Source organism: Streptomyces durocortorensis, from assembly GCF_016901035.1.
GTDB lineage: Bacteria > Actinomycetota > Actinomycetes > Streptomycetales > Streptomycetaceae > Streptomyces > Streptomyces durocortorensis.
Genome location: NZ_JAFEUF010000173.1, coordinates 1 through 15,577, shown reverse-complemented (window position 1 = coordinate 15,577; position 15,577 = coordinate 1). Strand labels below are relative to the sequence as shown.

11 protein-coding genes and 1 pseudogene are annotated in these 15,577 nt (G+C 72.9%); 5 read left to right on the top strand and 7 right to left on the bottom strand.

Annotation, left to right across the window (positions count from 1 at the left end):
• The 7 genes and pseudogenes from JS521_RS25950 to JS521_RS25920 form a co-directional block, all read right to left on the bottom strand.
• On the bottom strand, positions 1 to 757 hold a 757-nt coding region (locus JS521_RS25950), incomplete at its 3' end, for an aldose epimerase family protein (RefSeq protein WP_239487838.1).
• A gap of 80 nt (positions 758 to 837) precedes the next feature.
• Positions 838 to 1,887: a LacI family DNA-binding transcriptional regulator gene (locus JS521_RS25945; RefSeq protein WP_205085400.1), complete on the bottom strand. Its 1,050-nt coding sequence runs from the start codon at positions 1,885 to 1,887 to the stop codon at positions 838 to 840.
• Positions 1,888 to 1,934: 47 nt separating this feature from the next.
• Positions 1,935 to 2,984 (bottom strand): ABC transporter permease, encoded by a 1,050-nt coding sequence (locus tag JS521_RS25940; protein WP_205085399.1) that lies wholly within the window; start codon positions 2,982 to 2,984, stop codon positions 1,935 to 1,937.
• Positions 2,981 to 3,958: an ABC transporter permease gene (locus JS521_RS25935; RefSeq protein WP_050362658.1), complete on the bottom strand. Its 978-nt coding sequence runs from the start codon at positions 3,956 to 3,958 to the stop codon at positions 2,981 to 2,983. The genes JS521_RS25940 and JS521_RS25935 overlap by 4 nt, the downstream gene beginning before the upstream one ends.
• On the bottom strand, positions 3,955 to 5,700 hold the full coding sequence (locus JS521_RS25930; RefSeq protein WP_205085398.1) for a sugar ABC transporter ATP-binding protein: 1,746 nt from the start codon (positions 5,698 to 5,700) through the stop codon (positions 3,955 to 3,957). Before JS521_RS25930 ends, JS521_RS25935 begins: the two co-directional genes overlap by 4 nt.
• Positions 5,701 to 5,882: 182 nt before the next feature.
• Complete coding sequence (locus tag JS521_RS25925; protein WP_205085397.1) at positions 5,883 to 6,965, bottom strand: ABC transporter substrate-binding protein; 1,083 nt, start codon at positions 6,963 to 6,965, stop codon at positions 5,883 to 5,885.
• Positions 6,966 to 7,718: 753 nt separating this feature from the next.
• Positions 7,719 to 8,051 (bottom strand): annotated as a pseudogene (locus JS521_RS25920) (winged helix DNA-binding protein); the annotation flags it as partial.
• Between the two features lie 190 nt (positions 8,052 to 8,241).
• On the opposite strand from JS521_RS25920, the gene JS521_RS25915 reads away from it, so the two are divergent.
• From JS521_RS25915 to JS521_RS25895, 5 genes are all read left to right on the top strand, one after another.
• Positions 8,242 to 9,225 (top strand): glycosyltransferase family 2 protein, encoded by a 984-nt coding sequence (locus tag JS521_RS25915; RefSeq protein ID WP_205085396.1) that lies wholly within the window; start codon positions 8,242 to 8,244, stop codon positions 9,223 to 9,225.
• A gap of 3 nt (positions 9,226 to 9,228) precedes the next feature.
• On the top strand, positions 9,229 to 10,635 hold the full coding sequence (locus tag JS521_RS25910; protein ID WP_205085395.1) for a polysialyltransferase family glycosyltransferase: 1,407 nt from the start codon (positions 9,229 to 9,231) through the stop codon (positions 10,633 to 10,635).
• A 66-nt stretch (positions 10,636 to 10,701) separates the two neighbouring features.
• Positions 10,702 to 12,096, top strand: a complete 1,395-nt coding sequence (locus JS521_RS25905; protein ID WP_205085394.1) for a tetratricopeptide repeat protein — start codon at positions 10,702 to 10,704, stop codon at positions 12,094 to 12,096.
• A complete protein-coding gene (locus JS521_RS25900) occupies positions 12,093 to 14,435 on the top strand; it encodes a tetratricopeptide repeat protein (protein WP_205085393.1) in 2,343 nt (780 codons plus the stop codon). The genes JS521_RS25905 and JS521_RS25900 overlap by 4 nt, the downstream gene beginning before the upstream one ends.
• Before the next feature lie 5 nt (positions 14,436 to 14,440).
• On the top strand, positions 14,441 to 15,526 hold the full coding sequence (locus JS521_RS25895; RefSeq protein ID WP_205085392.1) for an acyltransferase: 1,086 nt from the start codon (positions 14,441 to 14,443) through the stop codon (positions 15,524 to 15,526).
• Positions 15,527 to 15,577 lie beyond the last annotated feature (51 nt).

Here is a 15,577-nt window from a genome sequence, read left to right as displayed (position 1 = left end):
CGGCTGGCCGCCGACAGCGGCTTCGACAGCCTCTTCGTGGCGCCGGCGCCACATGACGCGGGCCCCGCCGGGGGGGGGGGCGGGGGCGCCCGGCGGAACCAGCGCGGGCGGGCGGGCCTTCCGGGATGGAGCCGGCGTCGACGGGGAGGTAGGCGTCGGCGTCGGCCTGGAGGGTGTGGCCGAGGATGTCGTCGTCGCCGAGGTTGAGGTAGGAGTGGTTGGTGAGGTTGACGACGGTGGGCCGGTCGGTGGCGGCCGTGTAGTCGACGGCGAGGGTGCCGGTGGTGTCCAGGGTGTAGGTGGCGGTGACGTCGAGCGCTCCGGGGAAGCCCATGTCGCCGTCGGGGCTGTGCAGGGTGAGCCGGAGGACGGCTGCGGTGTCGGTGCGGTCCCCGGTGGCCTGCCAGATCTTGGTGTGGAAGCCGTCGGGGCCGCCGTGCAGGGCGTGCCCGCGGTCGTTGGCGGGGATGTGGTGGGTGGTCCCGTCGAGGGTGAAGCGGCCGTGGGCGATGCGATTGGCGTACCGGCCGACGATCGCCCCGAAGTACGGGTTCTTGTCGGTGTAGTCGTCGAGCGCGGGCAGCGAGCGGACGACCGGGCCGGGTGCGCCCGTGGTGTCCGGCACGGTGAGGCTGTGCAGGACACCGCCGTAGGTGAGGATCTCGGCCCGGACGCCGGTGCCGGAGTCGAGGGTCCAGAGGTCGGTCTCGCTCTGCCCGTGGGCGCGGCCGAACGGTTTGCGGTGCACGGTGGGCATGAGGAGTTCCTTGGGGGGTGCGGGAAAGGGCCTCGCGGCTGCAGGTCCTGAGGGCGCCGAAGGGGCCTCGCGGGGGTGCCTCAGCTCGGCGGTCCGGAGGCCTCGCGGGGCTTGGTGGACGCGCGGGGTGTGGTGGATTCGCGGACGACGAGGCGGTAGCCGGGGCGGGGCCGCCGGGGTTCGGCGACGGGGGTGCCCGCGAGGCGTTCGACGAGGCTGTCGACGGCGAGCCGGGCGATGGCCGCCTTGTCCGGCGCGATGGTGGTCAGGGTGGTGGCCCCGTACCGGCTCTCCTCGATGTCGTCGAAGCCGACGACGGCGATGTCGCCGGGGATGGTGAGGCCGCGCTCGGTGATGGTGCGCATGGCGCCGATGGCGATCATGTCGTTGTACGCGAACACGGCGTCGGGCCGCTCGCCCCGGTCGAGGAGCGAGGCCATCGCGGCGGCCCCGTCCTCGCGCCCGTAACCGTCGGTGACGACGACCAGGGACTCGTCCGGTGCGATGCCGGAGGCGGCCAGCTCCTCGCGCCAGCCGCGCAGCCGGAGATGGGCGGGCTGGCGTTCCTGCCCGGTGCGGGAGCCGAGGAAGGCGATACGCCGGTGTCCCAGCGCGATGAGGTGGGCGACGGCCTCACGGGCGGCCGCCACGTTGTCGATGGCGATGTGGTCGTACGGGGCCTCGTACTCCCGCTCGCCGAGCAGCACCAGGGGTGCCGTCTCCGTGCGGGCCATCAGGTCCTCGGTCTCCAGGTGGATGGGGCTGAGGATGAGGCCGTCGATGACATGGGAGCGGAACCCCTGGCAGACCAGCAGCTCCTTCTCCCGCTGGCCCGCCGTGTGGTCGACCAGGACGGTGTAGTCGTGCCGGGCCGCCGCGTCGACGACCTCGCCGGCCAGCTCCGCGAAGTACGGGTTGCCGAACTCGGGGACGGCCAGCGCGATGATGCCGGTGCGGCCCTTGCGCAGGTGGCGGGCGGTGAGGTTCGGCCGGTAGCCGAGCTCGTCGATCGCCTGCTGGACCTTGGCCCGCATCTTCGGGGTGACGTGCTGGTAGTTGTTGACCACGTTCGACACGGTCTTGATGGACACGCCCGCCCGTTGAGCTACGTCCTTGAGGCTGACGCCCACGGCACTCCTTGTTTTTCCTTGGTTCGACTGGGCCCGGTCCGTACGGCTCAGGTGGTTCTCCGGCTGCGCGCGAGGTAACGCTGCGCCACCACGACAACGATAAGGAAGCCGCCGCTGACCACCGACTGGTACGAGGAGTTGAGCGAGCCGATCTGGTTGATCAGGTTCTGGATCACGGCGAGCAGCAGGACGCCCCACAGGGTGCCGCTGATCGAGCCGGCTCCGCCGATGAGGAGCGTGCCGCCGATGACGACGGCGGAGATCGCGTCCAGTTCCATGCCGACGCCGACGATGGTGACGCCGGAGGAGAGGCGGGCGGCGTTCAGCGCTCCGGCGAGTCCGGCGAGCAGCCCGCTGAGGGTGTAGACGAGGATCTTCGTGCGGGCGACGGGCAGACCCATCAGGGTGGCCGCGTCGCTGCTGCCGCCGACCGCGAACAGGGTCTGGCCGAACGAGGTGCGCTGGAGGAGGAGGCCGCCCGCTCCGAAGAGGGCCAGCGCGATGAGGATCGGGTAGCCGAAGCCCCAGACGCTGCCCTGGCCCAGCTCGGCGAAGGCGGAGTCCTTCGGTACCAGGTAGGTGGTGGCCCCCTCGTCGGTGAAGGCGAGGAGGATGCCGCGCGCCGCGAGGAGGCTGGCGAGCGTGACGATGAAGGGGGCCATGTTGGCGCGGGCGATGAGCAGGCCGTTGACCAGGCCGATCGTTCCGCAGACCACAAGAGGCACGAACAGGGCGGCGAAGAAGCCCCATGGGGAGGCCCAGGCGGCGAGGACGCCACCGAGGGCGAAGACGGAGCCGACGGAGAGGTCGATGCCGCCGGTGATGATGACGAGCGTCATGCCGAGGGCGACGATCGCGAGGAACGAGGCCTGGACGGTGATGCCCCGGGCGTTGTCGACGCTGGCGAACGTCGGGTAGACGAACGAGGCGATGAGGATCACGGTCAGCAGGACCGCGAGGACGCCCTGGCGCTGGACGAGTGCGCCGATGCGGGAGCCGGTGGAGCGCTCGGGGCGGGGTTCGGGGCGCGAAGGGGCGCTCTTGAGGGGCGCCGGGGCCTCGGCGGGGGGCACGGTGGCCGGTTGGGTCTTGTTCATCGGGACCTACGCTCCCGGGCGACGTAGACGGCGGCGATGATGATGGCCGCCTGGGCGATCTGTGCGGTGGAGTCGGGCAGGTCGTGCTTGACGAGGGTGGCGCGCAGCAGCTGCATCAGCAGGGCTCCGGCGACGGTCCCGAGCACGCGGATGGAGCCGCCGTTCAGCGGGGTGCCGCCGACGACGACCGCCGTGATGGCGGACAGCTCCATGAGGGTGCCGAGCGAGGACGGGTCGCTGGCGGTGAGCCGGGCGGTGGCGAGGATACCGGCGAGCGCGGCCATCACTCCGCAGAGGATGTAGACGCCGATCAGGACGCGCTTGACGGGCAGTCCGGACAAGGCGGAGGCCGACCGGTTGCCGCCGATGGCGACGATCTGCCGGCCGAAGGTGGTGCGCTGCACCAGGAACGCGACGGCGAGCGCGAGGACGCCAGCGATGAGGACGACCGTCGGGATGCCGAGGAAGGAGCCGGTGCCGAGCGCGAGGATGTCCGGGTTGACGATCTGCTTGAGCTGGCCGTCCGCCATGACGAGGGCGAGGCCCCGGCCGCCGACGAACAGGGCGAGCGTGGCGACGATGGGTTGCAGCCCGACGAGCGAGACGAGCGTCCCGTTGATCGCGCCGACCACCGCCCCGGCGAGCAGGGCGATCAGGAGCGCGGGGACGAGTCCGTAACCGAGGTAGAGCGGCAGCAGGGCGGCGGCGAGCGCCATGGTGGAGCCGACGGAGAGGTCGATGCCCTCGGTGCCGATGACCAGGGCCATGCCGAGCGCGACGATCACGATGGGCGCGACCTGGACGAGCTGGGTGCGCAGGTTGTCGGCCGTCATGAAGTGTTCGGTGAACAGGGCGTTGAACAGCAGCACGACGGCGACGGCCGCGTACACGCCGTACTCCTGGTACCAGGCGGGGTCGCGCAGCCGGGCCAGTGGCTTCGCGGCGGGGCGTGGCAGGGTGGCCTGGGTGGTCATCGGGGGTCCTCCTGGCCGGCCGGGGCCTTCCCGCCGGGTTCGGGCGTGTGATCACCGGGCGCGGCATGGGGCGTGCGGTCGCTGGGCCCGGCGTCCGGCGTGCGGTCGGCGAGCACGGCGCCGGGCGCGCGGTTCACGGTGTCGGGCGTGTGGTTCACGGTGTCGGGCGTGTGGTCGGCGAGCACTTCGAGCAGGCGGCTCTCGTCCACCTCGTCGCCGGCGAGTTCACCGGCGACCGCGCCGCCGCGCAGGACGACGATGCGGTCGGCGCCCTCGATCAGCTCCTCGATGTCGGAGGAGATCAGCAGCACGGCGAGCCCTTCGCGGGCGAGTTCGTCGATGAGGGACTGCACCTCGGCCTTGGCTCCGACGTCGATGCCGCGCGTGGGCTCGTCGAGCAGCAGCACCTTGGGCTCCAGGCAGAGCCAGCGGGCGAGCAGCACCTTCTGCTGGTTGCCGCCGGAGAGTTCGCCGACCTTCTGCTCGGGGCTGGACGCCTTGATCCGCAGCCGCTTCATGAAGATGTCGACAATGCGGTCCTGCTTGGCGCGGGAGACGATGCCGGCCTTGGAGAGCCGGGGCATGGCGGCGAGCACGATGTTCTCGCGGACGGAGAGGCCGGGGACGATGCCTTCGGCCTTGCGGTCCTCGGGGAGCATGCTGATGCCCGCGCGGATGGCGGCGGCCGGGGTGGGACGGCCCAGGCGCTTGCCGTCGACGGTGATCTCCCCGCCGTCCAGAGGCAGCGCGCCGGTGAGCGCCTTCGCGGTCTCGCTGCGCCCGGAGCCCAGCAGACCGCCGAGTCCCAGCACCTCACCCGCGTACAACTCGACTGATATGCCGTGCAGTTGGTGGCGGCGGTTGAGTCCCTTGGCGGTGAGGACGGGGGTGCGGGCGGCGTCGTGGCCCTCGGCGGCGAAGCCGGTGAGGCCGTCGCGGCGCACCTCGGCCATATCGCGGCCGAGCATCATCGACACCAGCTGCATGCGCTCCAGCGGGGCGAGTTCACCGGTGTGGATGTGGCGGCCGTCGCGCAGCACGGTGACCCGGTCGCAGATGCGGTAGAGCTCGTCCATGCGGTGGCTGACGTAGAGGACGGCGATGCCCTGGCCGCGCAGGTTCTCGATGACCCGGAACAGGGTCTCGACCTCGCGGGGCTCCAGCGACGAGGTCGGTTCGTCCATGATGACGACCTGTGCCTGTACGGAGACGGCGCGGGCGAGGGCGACCATCTGCTGGGTGCCGATGCCGAGGGTGTGCAGGGGCCGCTTGGGGTCGACGCGGACGCCGAAGCCGTCGAGGAGTTCGGTGGTCTCGCGGTTCATCCGGGGGAAGTCGATGAGCCCGAAACGGTTCTTCGGCTCCCGGCCCAGGAAGATGTTGCGCGCCACGCTCATCAGCGGGACGAGGTTGACCTCCTGGTAGATGGTGGAGATCCCGGCCTGCTGCGCCTCGAAGGGGCGGGCGAAGCGGACGGGTTGGCCGCTGACGCGCACCTCGCCCTCGTCGCTCTGGTAGACGCCGGTGAGCACCTTGATGAGGGTGGACTTGCCGGCCCCGTTCTCGCCGACGAGCGCGTGGACCTCGCCCGCGCGCAGGGCGAAGGAGACGTCGTCCAGGGCGACGACGCCCGGGAACCGCTTGCTCACCGAGCGGGCTTCGAGGACGGGTACGGGTTCGGCGACAGCGGCCCCGGCCCCGGCGGTCTCCGGGTGCGGGGGTGTCGCGTGGGTGGGTGCCATGGATCCTGGCCTTCCGGTCGTACGGGAACGGTGCCGGGGCGCCGCGTCGCCCGGGGAGATGCCCGGAGGGCGACGCGGCGGCCGGAGTGCCGGTCGGAGTGCCGATGGGAGTTCCGGCCGGAGCGCCGGTGGGAGCGCCGGTCGGGGTTCCGGCCGGAGTTCCGGCCCGAGCGCGGACCGGGTCAGTACGCTCCGCCGAGCGATTCCTTGGCGTTGGCCTCGTCGTACTCGCGGTCGGTGATGATCACGTTCTCCGGGATCGCCTCACCCGCGTAGAACTTCTGCGCGGTGGCGAAGGCGAGCGGGCCGAAGCGCGGGTTGGACTCGATGACGGCGTTGTACTCGCCGTTGACCAGGGCCTGGACGGCGTTGCGGGTGCCGTCGACGGAGACGATCTTGACGTCCTTGCCGGGCTTCTTGCCGGCCGCCTTGATCGCGGTGAGGGCGCCGAGGCCCATCTCGTCGTTCTCCGCGTAGACGGCGGTGATGTCGGGCTTGGACTGGATGAGCTGCTCCATGACCTGCTGGCCCTTGTCGCGGGCGAACTCGCCGGTCTGCTGGGCGACGATCTCCAGGCCGGGGGCCTCGGCCTTGACCTGGCCGACGAAGCCCTTGGTGCGGTCGGTGGTGACGTTGTTGCCGGACGCACCGAGCAGGATCGCGACCTTGCCCTTGCCGCCGGTGACCTTGATCATCGCGTCGGCGGCGCGCTTGCCCTGCTCGACGAAGTCGGAGCCGAGGAAGGCCACGTAGTCCTTGCAGGCGGTGGAGTTGACCTTGCGGTCGATGGTGAGGACAGGCACCTTCTTGGCGGCCGCCGCCTTCAACGCGGGCTCCAGGCCGTCGGAGTTGAGCGGGGCGACGATGAGGAACTGCGCGCCCTGGGACAGCATGTCCTGGATGTCGCTGATCTGCTTGGACAGCTGGGACTGGGCGTTGGTGGTGAGGAGCTTCTTGACGCCGACCTTCTTCGCCTCGTCCTTGATGGACTGGGTCTCGGCGATCCGGAAGGGGTTGGCCTCCTTCTCCGACTGGGAGAAGCCGACCACGGCGTCCTTCAGGTCCAGCTTGGGCGCGCCGTAGGTCTCCAGCTTGCAGCCCGCGCCGGACGAGGAATCGGGGGTCTTGGCCTCCTGTGCGCCCTGACTGCTGTCGCCGCCCGCGTTGTTGGAGGTCTCCGACTTGGCGCAGCCGGCGGCGGCCAGCGTGGTGGCGGCGAGGACGCAGGCCACGGCGAGGGTACGGGATCGACGCTGGATCATCATGCGCGGAACGCTCCTTGGCGGGTTGACGGCACGCTGATCGGCGTGCGGTCGGGCATGCGGGACGAGGCATCGGCCACGGGGCGGCTGATGCCACTGCATTCCTCACACCCCTGCTCCGTACTGCGGAAACAGCGGTCGTGAGAGCCTGCGCGGCCTGTCGGCGGCTCGGTTTACAACGTTATATAGGCGGCGCGGCACGGGCGGCAAGAGCGTGGTCGATGCGTTTCCAAAATGTGTCGGCCGGCCGTCGGGGCCCCCCCCCGCCCCCCGGCTCCGCCCGCGACAACGGCGCTGCGCAAGGTCTGGACAGCCGCCCGGCACCGTGCTGTCATACCGCCGGACGCCCGATTTTCAACGTTGCAAGAACGGCTCTCGTCCACCCGTCCCGCCGCGTGACGGCGGTCTTCGGCCTGCGCCGACCGCCGCTGCGCCGCGTCCCGGTCCGTCCGGCCTCACCCGCACCGCCGCCACGCACCGCACCCTCCCACGCACCCCTCACGCCTCAGCACGCACCGCCCCACGACGCACCGCCAGCAGCCCCGCCCTGCACGGCCACGGTGCCGCGCAGCCACCCCCACCGAGCCCGGCCGCGGCACAGGCGGCCGCCGGCCGAGAGCAGGAGCCGCACCGATGCCCCTGAACCGCAGGCAGCTCATCACCACCGCGGTGGCCACAGCCGTCGCCACCGGCGTCACCAGCCGGTGCGCGACCGCCCCCCCCCCCCCCCCCCCCCGGGGCCCCGGGGGCCCCCCCCTTCTCGCGCAGCGCCCGCCCCTCGGGGGTCAGCCGCAGCCGGGACGCCGAGTCCTCGGTGACCAGCTCCCGTTCCCGTACGGCGTCGACGGCCTCCTCCATGCCGTCGGCCCCGGTGTCGAGGTAGCCGCTGAGCATCGTGACCAGCTCGGCCCGGTCCCGTCCCTCCTCGTCCGCCTCGTCCAATTGGTTGAGCACCCACCAGGGGGGCTGGGTGAGTCCGTGCTCGGCCAGTGCGGAGCGGATGTGGGTGACCGTCGCCTCGTGGGCGGCCCAGCTCCAGTAGCCGATCGGCTGGCGGGCGAGTCCTGCGTCGTCATGTGAGTAGTTCATGCCTCGAAACGTAGGACCTCAAGCAAACTTGAGGTCAAGCCCTTGCGTGATGTTCCCCGGTCCCCGCCCCCGATGCGTGCCCGGTCATCCGGCGGACGCGCAGAGTTCACCCGCTGTCGTGGCGGGCGTCACCCGATCCTTCCGCCGTCTCACTACGTTGTCGGGACCATGATCGAAGGCGAGGGCACTGGTGCCGAAACTGTCCGTTGTCGTACCGCTCCACAATGTCGCGGCCTACGCCCCGACCACGCTGGGCAGTCTGGCCCGCAACGCGGACCCGGACATCGAGTTCCTGCTGGTCGATGACGCGTCCACCGACGGCACGCAGGACATCGTCGACCACTGGGCCGAGCGGCTGCCGCGCGCCCGGGTGATCAGACACGGTACGAACGTCGGCATCGCGGCCGCCCGCAACAGCGGCATCGACGCCGCCGAGGGCGACTACCTCACCTTCCTCGACGGCGACGACTGGTACGCCCCCGGCCATCTGGACCGGCTCGTGCGCGCCGCCCAGGACCTCGACTGCGACTTCGCCCGCACCGACCACGTCCAGTCCACCGGCACCACCCGCGTCGTGCGGCGCGCCCCCGCCCCGCTCCGGGACACCGTGCTCGACCCCCGCGACGGGATCGGGGCGCCCGAGCGCGAGACCATGGTCGACTACCCGTTCGTCTGGGCCGGGATCTACCACCGGCGGCTCTTCGCGGACGGCGCCCAGCGCTTCGCCACCGAACTGCGCACCGCCGAGGACCGGCTGTGGATCTGGCAGCTCCATCTGCGCGCCCGCACCTACGCCGCCCTCGGTCTGTACGGCATCTTCTACCGGCGCGGGGTCACCACCTCCCTCACCCAGATCAAGGACGCCCGCCAGCTCGACTTCTTCGCCTCCTACGACACGCTGCTCGACGAGCTGCGCGCCGACCGGGACGCGGACATCCTGCTGCCGAAGGCCGTCCGTACCTACTGCGCGATGATCGCCTTCCACAACGAGAAGGCCGACGACTACCAGCCCGCCACCGCCCGCCGGCTGCGCGCCGAGTCCACCGCCGCGCTGGGCCGGATGCCGCAGGACGTGCTCGACCGCACCCTGACGATGATCGACGACCGGCGCGGCACGCTGCTCAGCCGTCTGCGCACCAAGCCGGCCAAGCAGACCAAGCAGAAGGCCGCCTGACCGATGACCGCCACGCCCGCAGCCACGCCTGTACGTACACCCCCGCGCACCCAGATCTTCCAGGTCTCCACCCTGTACGGCGCGGCCACCCTCGCCGCCGCGCTCGACGCCGGACAGTTCGGCCGGGCCACCGACAGCCACCGCATCCTGCTGGTCTCCAACAACGCGGCCGTCCCCGAGACCGCCCTGCGCCTGGAGGAGATGCGCGGTTACGGATCCCTCGCCGCCCGCTTCGACGCCGTCGTCGACTGGAACGAGGCCATCAGCCCGCACCACCCCAGCGGCTGGGGCCCCCGCTCCGAGGAGACCGTCCTGTGGCAGCGGGCCTTCCGCCTCGCCTGGGACATCGACCCCGAGGCCCCCGTCGACCTCGCCGTCGAGTCCATCCAGGTCAACCCGGCCCGCGCGCTCGCCGCGATCTTCTCCGAGAGCGCCGTCCACGTCTACGCCGACGGCCTGATGAGCTACGGCCCCACCCGCAACCGGATGCCCCAGTCCATCGCCTGCCGCATCCGGCGCGTCCTCCACCTCGACCTGGTCACCGGGCTGCGCCCGCTCCTGCTCGCCGAGGCCGGCGTCGAGCCCGAACTCGTCCCCGACGACGCCTTCCGCGCGGTCCTCTCCGAGATCGCCGCGGCGGCCGAGGGGGACAAGGGGCTCGCCGCCGCCGAGGCCGCCGCCCCCACCGCGATGCTGCTGGGCCAGTACCTCGCCGCCCTCACCATCCTCACCCCGGAGGAGGAAGAGGAGCTGCACATCCGGATGCTGCGCGGAGCCGCCCGAGCCGGGCACACCTCCATCCTCTTCAAGCCGCACCCCACCGCCCCGGCCCGCTACTCCCGCGCCCTGGACGAGGCCGCCGCCGAACTCGGCGTACGGCTCACCACGCTGGACAGCCCGCTGCTCGCCGAGACGCTGTACGAGCGGTGCGCGCCCACGCTGGTCGTCGGCTGCTTCTCCACCGCGATGTTCACCGCCGCCGCGTACTACGGCATCCCCGTCGCCCGCGTCGGCACCCGGCTGGTCCTCGACCGGATCACTCCGTACGAGAACAGCAACCGCGTCCCGCTGACGATCACCGACCACCTGGTGCCCGATCTGGACGCGCAGGGCGGGCCGGACGGGCCGGACGCGCAGGGCGCCGGGGGCGTCCCCCACCTGCCGCGCACCGCGCCCGACACCCTCGCCCCGCTGGTGCGGACCGTCGGCTACTGCATGCAGGCCAAGCTCAACGCCGGGCTGCGCCCCGACGCCGAGGCCTGGCTGCGGGAGCACCTGGACCCCACCACCCAGCACTACTTCAAGCGCCGCCGCCTGCAGAGCCTCACCCTGCCCGGCGGCGGCCCCCGGGGCGCGGCGGTCCGGCTGCGCCGCACCGTACGGCGCACCCGCAGCACCCTGGGCCTCTGACCCGGGTCCGGGACCGGGGCACGGATCCCGGTCCCGGCGTCCGACTCACAGAACGGCGGAACGAGCATGGGCCAGACCCTCACCGGGCTGCTCACGTCAGTACGTGCGATAGCGGGACGGCCGGGAACGCCGCCTCGGACCCGCCCCGGCGACGGACCGGACCCGGCGCTCCTGGCCGCCCTCCGGCTCTGCGGCGACCACCTCGCCGCGCTCGCCGCCTCCGGCCCCCTCACCGACGCCCGCCGCACCCGGCTCATCGCGTCGATCGGCACCCTGACCACCGCGTGCTCCACCCCGGGCGCCGACGCGTTCGACGCGCTGCTGCGGACCGGACAGCAGGCCCTGGACAGCGGCGGCGACGCCGAGGCCCGCCTCGCCCTGGCCCTCGCCGACGAGGCGATCGCCCTGCGCGCCCGCTCGAAGGGCGCCTGGCGGCTGCGCGGCAACGCCCTGGACGCGCTCGGCCGGGGCGAGGAGGCGATCACCGCGTACGAACGCCACCTCGGGCTCCAGCAGAACCCCGCCGCCTCGCGCGACGTCGAACGCCGGATCGCCACCCTCCGCGCGGCGGGCGACCGCACCGACGAGGCGCTGGCCCTGTTCGCGGGTGCGGGTGCGGGTGCGGGTGCGGGTGCCGGCGGGGCGGCGGAGGCGGACGTGGAGGCGGAGGTGGACGGGGGAGAGGCCGGGACCGTCCGTCTCTCCCGCCACCTGCCCGCCGCCGAGGCCCGCGCAGCCTTCACCGAACTCGTCCGGCTCCGCACCACGCGACTCGGGGCCGCCGACCCGGCCGTACGCCGGCTCGCCGCGCTCTACGCCGAGCACCGCCGCCTCTCGGACCGCGACCCGATGGCCGACCCGCTGCTCGGCGGGGCCGAGCCCATCGGCGTACCCGGTCTGCGCCGGCTCCTCGCGGGCCGGACGGTGTGCGTGGTCGCCGACACGCCACGTACCGCCGAACAGGAGCAGCGGCCCGGCAGTTCGCCGGCCGCCCTGATCGAGGGCTACGACCTCGTCGTGCGCTGCGACGCCGTCCGCCACGCCGCGCCCACCGCCCGAACCGACCTGCACGCCGTCACCCTGCGCGGCGACGCTCCGTGGAAGGGCGCCCGGTGGGACCGGCGGGCAGCCGTCCGGCTGGTCTTCGGCGACCCGCTCCCGCACTGGCGGCTCGCCCTGCGCAGCCGGCTGGTCCCCGGCGCGCAGGACCGCATCGGCGACGCGACGCTACGCCGCCCGCTGCACGATCCGGCTCTGCTCGCGGAGGCGGAGGGCGCCGGCGAAGGGCCCCCGAGCACCGCGTACACCGTGCTGCGGCTCCTCGACTTCCTGGGCACCCCCGCCCGGGTGGACCTCATCGGGTTCGAAGGACCGGCGGCTCTGTCCCCGCGTGAGCGGGAGTGGATCGGATCGCGGACCGGGACCACGGACGCCACCGCAGTGAGGATCACTCTCAGATGACGACCCACGGCTCCACTTCCGCGGCCGCCTCCGCCGACGACCGCCGCGCCGTCACCGGGAAGCGGCGGATCGCCTTCGCGGTGTACGTCGCCGACGCGGGCCGACTGCCCGGACTCCACGCCCTCCTGCGCAGCCTCGCGCTGAGCAATCCGGCCCTCTGCGAGGATGTCGTCGTCCTGCACCCGGGCCTGCCGGACGCCGACTTCGACGCCGCCCGCCGACTGCACCCCCGGCTGATCCCGCGCACGGCAGGCGGGCCCCACGACGTCTTCGGCCTCGACGGGTACGACACCGTACTCGCCCTCACCCCCGCCATGGTCGTCCTCGGCCGGCTCGACCCTCTGCTGCGACTCCGTACGGGCGTGGCCGCCGTGCCGCGTCCCGGCCCGGACGGCGCTCCGGACCCGCGCGGCGGAGTCCCCGGCGACGGGCTCCTGGTGATCCAGCGCCAGGACCTCGACCACCCCGTACCGCCCGCCACCGCGCGGGACATCCCGGAGAGCCTCCTCGTACCCCTGGACTCCCGGTACGACTTCCCGGCGCTGCGACTCCGCGACGACCTGCCGGTCCCGGAGGGCGTCGTCGTCCTCAACTTCGCTGACGCGCATCCGAGTTGTTCCGGCCCCGCCCACGCGGCCCGGGCGCGCCACGACCTGGACGACGAGGCGTTCCGGGCCGCCTACCTCGCCCTCCCCGGCGCGAAACACCCCGACCTGCTGCTGCACCTCGCGCTCCCGTTCCCCGGCGGGCCCCGGCCGCCGATCGACCTGGTCCGGCAGCTCGCCGAGATCCACCGGGGGCGCGGTCGCCACGACGAGGCCGTCGCCCTGCTGAGCGAGGCCGTCGCGGGCCGCCCCGACCTGCCGCGCTGCCACGAGACGCTCGGCGTCTGCCTGATGGCGCTGTCGCGGTACGCGGAGGCCGAGACGCACCTCCTCCTGGCGACCGCATCCGCGGACTTCGCTTCGCGCGCCTTCGGTCAACTCGCCCGCCTCGCCTGGCTGCTGGGGCGCACCGAGGACTCCCGGGGGTACGCGCTCGCCGGGCTCGAATCCGACCCGACCGACGCCAACTGCCGTGCCTGGTACGCCCGTACGTCCGAAAGAAGCGCCACGGACACGGCCCCACCGAGTACCCCGCCCGGTGAACAGCTGGCCCACGTCGCCCTGTTCGCGGACGGGGACGAGAACGCGGGCGACAAGGTGCTGCCCGAAGCGGTCCGCAGCTGCTTCACCCCCGACACCGGCCCCGACCGCTGGCACCAGCAGCACGCGCACCTGCTGGTCGACGAGGCCGGCCTCGAACGCCTCAACGCGCGGCGGGCCGTGATCGTCGGCGGCGGCGGGCTCTTCCTCCCCGACACCGCGCCCAACGGCAACAGCGGCTGGCAGTGGAACATCCCCGACGACGTGCTCGCCCGGATCACCGCACCCCTGGCGGTCTTCGCCGTCGGCTACAACGTCTTCGACGGCCAGCGCTACCGCCGCGAGCGGTTCGCGGCCTCCCTGCAAGCCCTGGTCGAGCGGTCCGCGTTCTTCGGGCTGCGCAACCACGGCTCCGTCGCCCGGGTCAGGGAGCTGCTGCCCGACTCCCTCCGCGAGAAGGTGCGCTACCAGCCCTGCCCCACCACGGTCGCCCGCCACCTCGACCCCCGCCTCGCCGAACCGGCCGTACGCGAGGACACCGTCCTCATCAACTGCGCCTACGACCGGGCCGGGCTCCGCTTCGGCCACGACTACGGGCACTTCCTCGCCGAGATGGCCGCGGCGATCCGGGCCGTGTCCGCCTCGACGGAGGTCCGTTACGCCGCGCACATGCCCGCCGACGAACGCTTCGTCGACGATCTGCGCCGGGAACACGGCCTCACCCTCCCCGTGGAGCCGCTCTACCTGCTCTCCAACGACGCCATCCGCGACCTCTACCGGCGCACCCGGCTGGTGATCGGGATGCGCGGGCACGCCGGGATGATCCCCTTCGGCTGCGGCACCCCCGTCATCAGCCTGGTCTCGCACCCCAAACTGGCCTACTTCCTGGCTGACATCGACCGGCCCGACTGGGGCGTCTCCGTCCACGAACGGGCCCTCGGCGCCCGGCTCGCGGAGCGGGCCCTCGCCGTGCTGGCCGACCACCCGGCGGCGGTGGCCGACGTCCACGACCGGCAGCGGATGCTGTGGTCGGTGACCCGGGAGAACCTCGCGGCACTGCGTGAACTCACCGGTCTCCCGGACCCGTTCGGCGATCCGGACCAGGCCGCCGGCCCCGTCGTCCCCGCGCCCCGGTCCGCCGCCGACGAGGATCGCGCCGCCCCGTCCACTCGCACCGCACCGCCCACCCTCTGAGGACCATGTCCACCACACCCCCCGCCCCCGTCCCGGCTCCGGCCCCGACGCTTCCGGAGGTCCCTCGGCCCGTCCGCGAGCACCGCTACGACATCGACCTGATCCGGCTGCTCTGCTCCATCGCCGTCATCGGCCTCCACGCCGGCTCGGCGTTCGTGAACACCGTGGGGCGTACGGCGTCGCAGGGGCCCGGCACCTACTGGGCCGGGCTGACCGCCGACTCCGTCGGCCGGTTCGCCGTGCCGCTCTTCTTCGCCATCGCGGGCTGGGTGGTCCTGGTCGGAGCCCCACCGAAGGACGGGGCACGGCTGCGGCGGCGCATCGTGCGGATCGTCGTGCCCCTCGCCGTCTGGACCGCCCTCTATCTCGCCTGGGGCAAGCTGCGCGACACCAACGACGACCCGCTCCGCGACCTCGCCCTGGACTCCGTGTTCGCCTCGGTCCGCCCCGCCTATCACCTCTGGTACCTGTACGCCTACCTCCCCGTGATCATGGTCCTGGGCCTCGTCGTCCTGGTCCGGGCGGGCAAGCGGCCGTGGGGCCTCGGCGCGGTCCTGCTGGTCCTGGCGGCCGCCCCGTCGTTCCTCGGCGATCTGGCGGAGGCCATCGACCGCGAACTGCCGCGCTTCGGCTGGACGTTCGCCCCGTACCAGCTGATCTACGCGGTGCTCGGGGCGCTGCTGCTCGCCGCTCCCGCCGGTACGTTCGGCCGACGGCGGTGGCCCTGGCTGCTGCTCGCGGCGGCCGGCCTGGCCGGGGTGATCGCGTACCAGCACGAGGTGCACTACGCGATCCCGTACGCGCACATCCTGGTGGCCCTGTTCAGCTGCGGTGTCCTGGTCTCCCTGCACGGCGTACGCGTCCCGGAGCGGATGCGCCCCACGCTGACCCGGCTGTCCGAGGCGTCGTTCGGGGCCTACCTGGTGCACGTCCTCGTGCTGGGCGTCCTCACCGACGCCTTCGTCCGGGCGGACCTGAGCGGCCCGGCCGCCGTGGTGCTCGTGGTCGGGGTGACGGCGGCGACGACGGCTCTGTCGTTCGGCGCGGCCCTGCTGTGGGGCCGGGCGGGGGCGAGCAAGGTGCTGGGCTGAGCACGTCGTAAGGACCGGGCCCTGCGGACCCGGCCCCGACCGCCCCCGCCC

Excerpts from the sequence above, each read along its gene's own strand:
- JS521_RS25940 (WP_205085399.1), bottom strand. The coding sequence starts at position 2,984 with ATGAACAAGACCCAACCGGCCACCGTGCCCCCCGCCGAGGCCCCGGCG.
- JS521_RS25935 (WP_050362658.1), bottom strand. The coding sequence starts at position 3,958 with ATGACCACCCAGGCCACCCTGCCACGCCCCGCCGCGAAGCCACTGGCC.
- JS521_RS25930 (WP_205085398.1), bottom strand. The coding sequence starts at position 5,700 with ATGGCACCCACCCACGCGACACCCCCGCACCCGGAGACCGCCGGGGCC.
- JS521_RS25925 (WP_205085397.1), bottom strand. The coding sequence starts at position 6,965 with ATGATGATCCAGCGTCGATCCCGTACCCTCGCCGTGGCCTGCGTCCTC.
- JS521_RS25910 (WP_205085395.1), top strand. The coding sequence starts at position 9,229 with ATGACCGCCACGCCCGCAGCCACGCCTGTACGTACACCCCCGCGCACC.
- JS521_RS25905 (WP_205085394.1), top strand. The coding sequence starts at position 10,702 with ATGGGCCAGACCCTCACCGGGCTGCTCACGTCAGTACGTGCGATAGCG.
- JS521_RS25900 (WP_205085393.1), top strand. The coding sequence starts at position 12,093 with ATGACGACCCACGGCTCCACTTCCGCGGCCGCCTCCGCCGACGACCGC.
- JS521_RS25895 (WP_205085392.1), top strand. The coding sequence starts at position 14,441 with ATGTCCACCACACCCCCCGCCCCCGTCCCGGCTCCGGCCCCGACGCTT.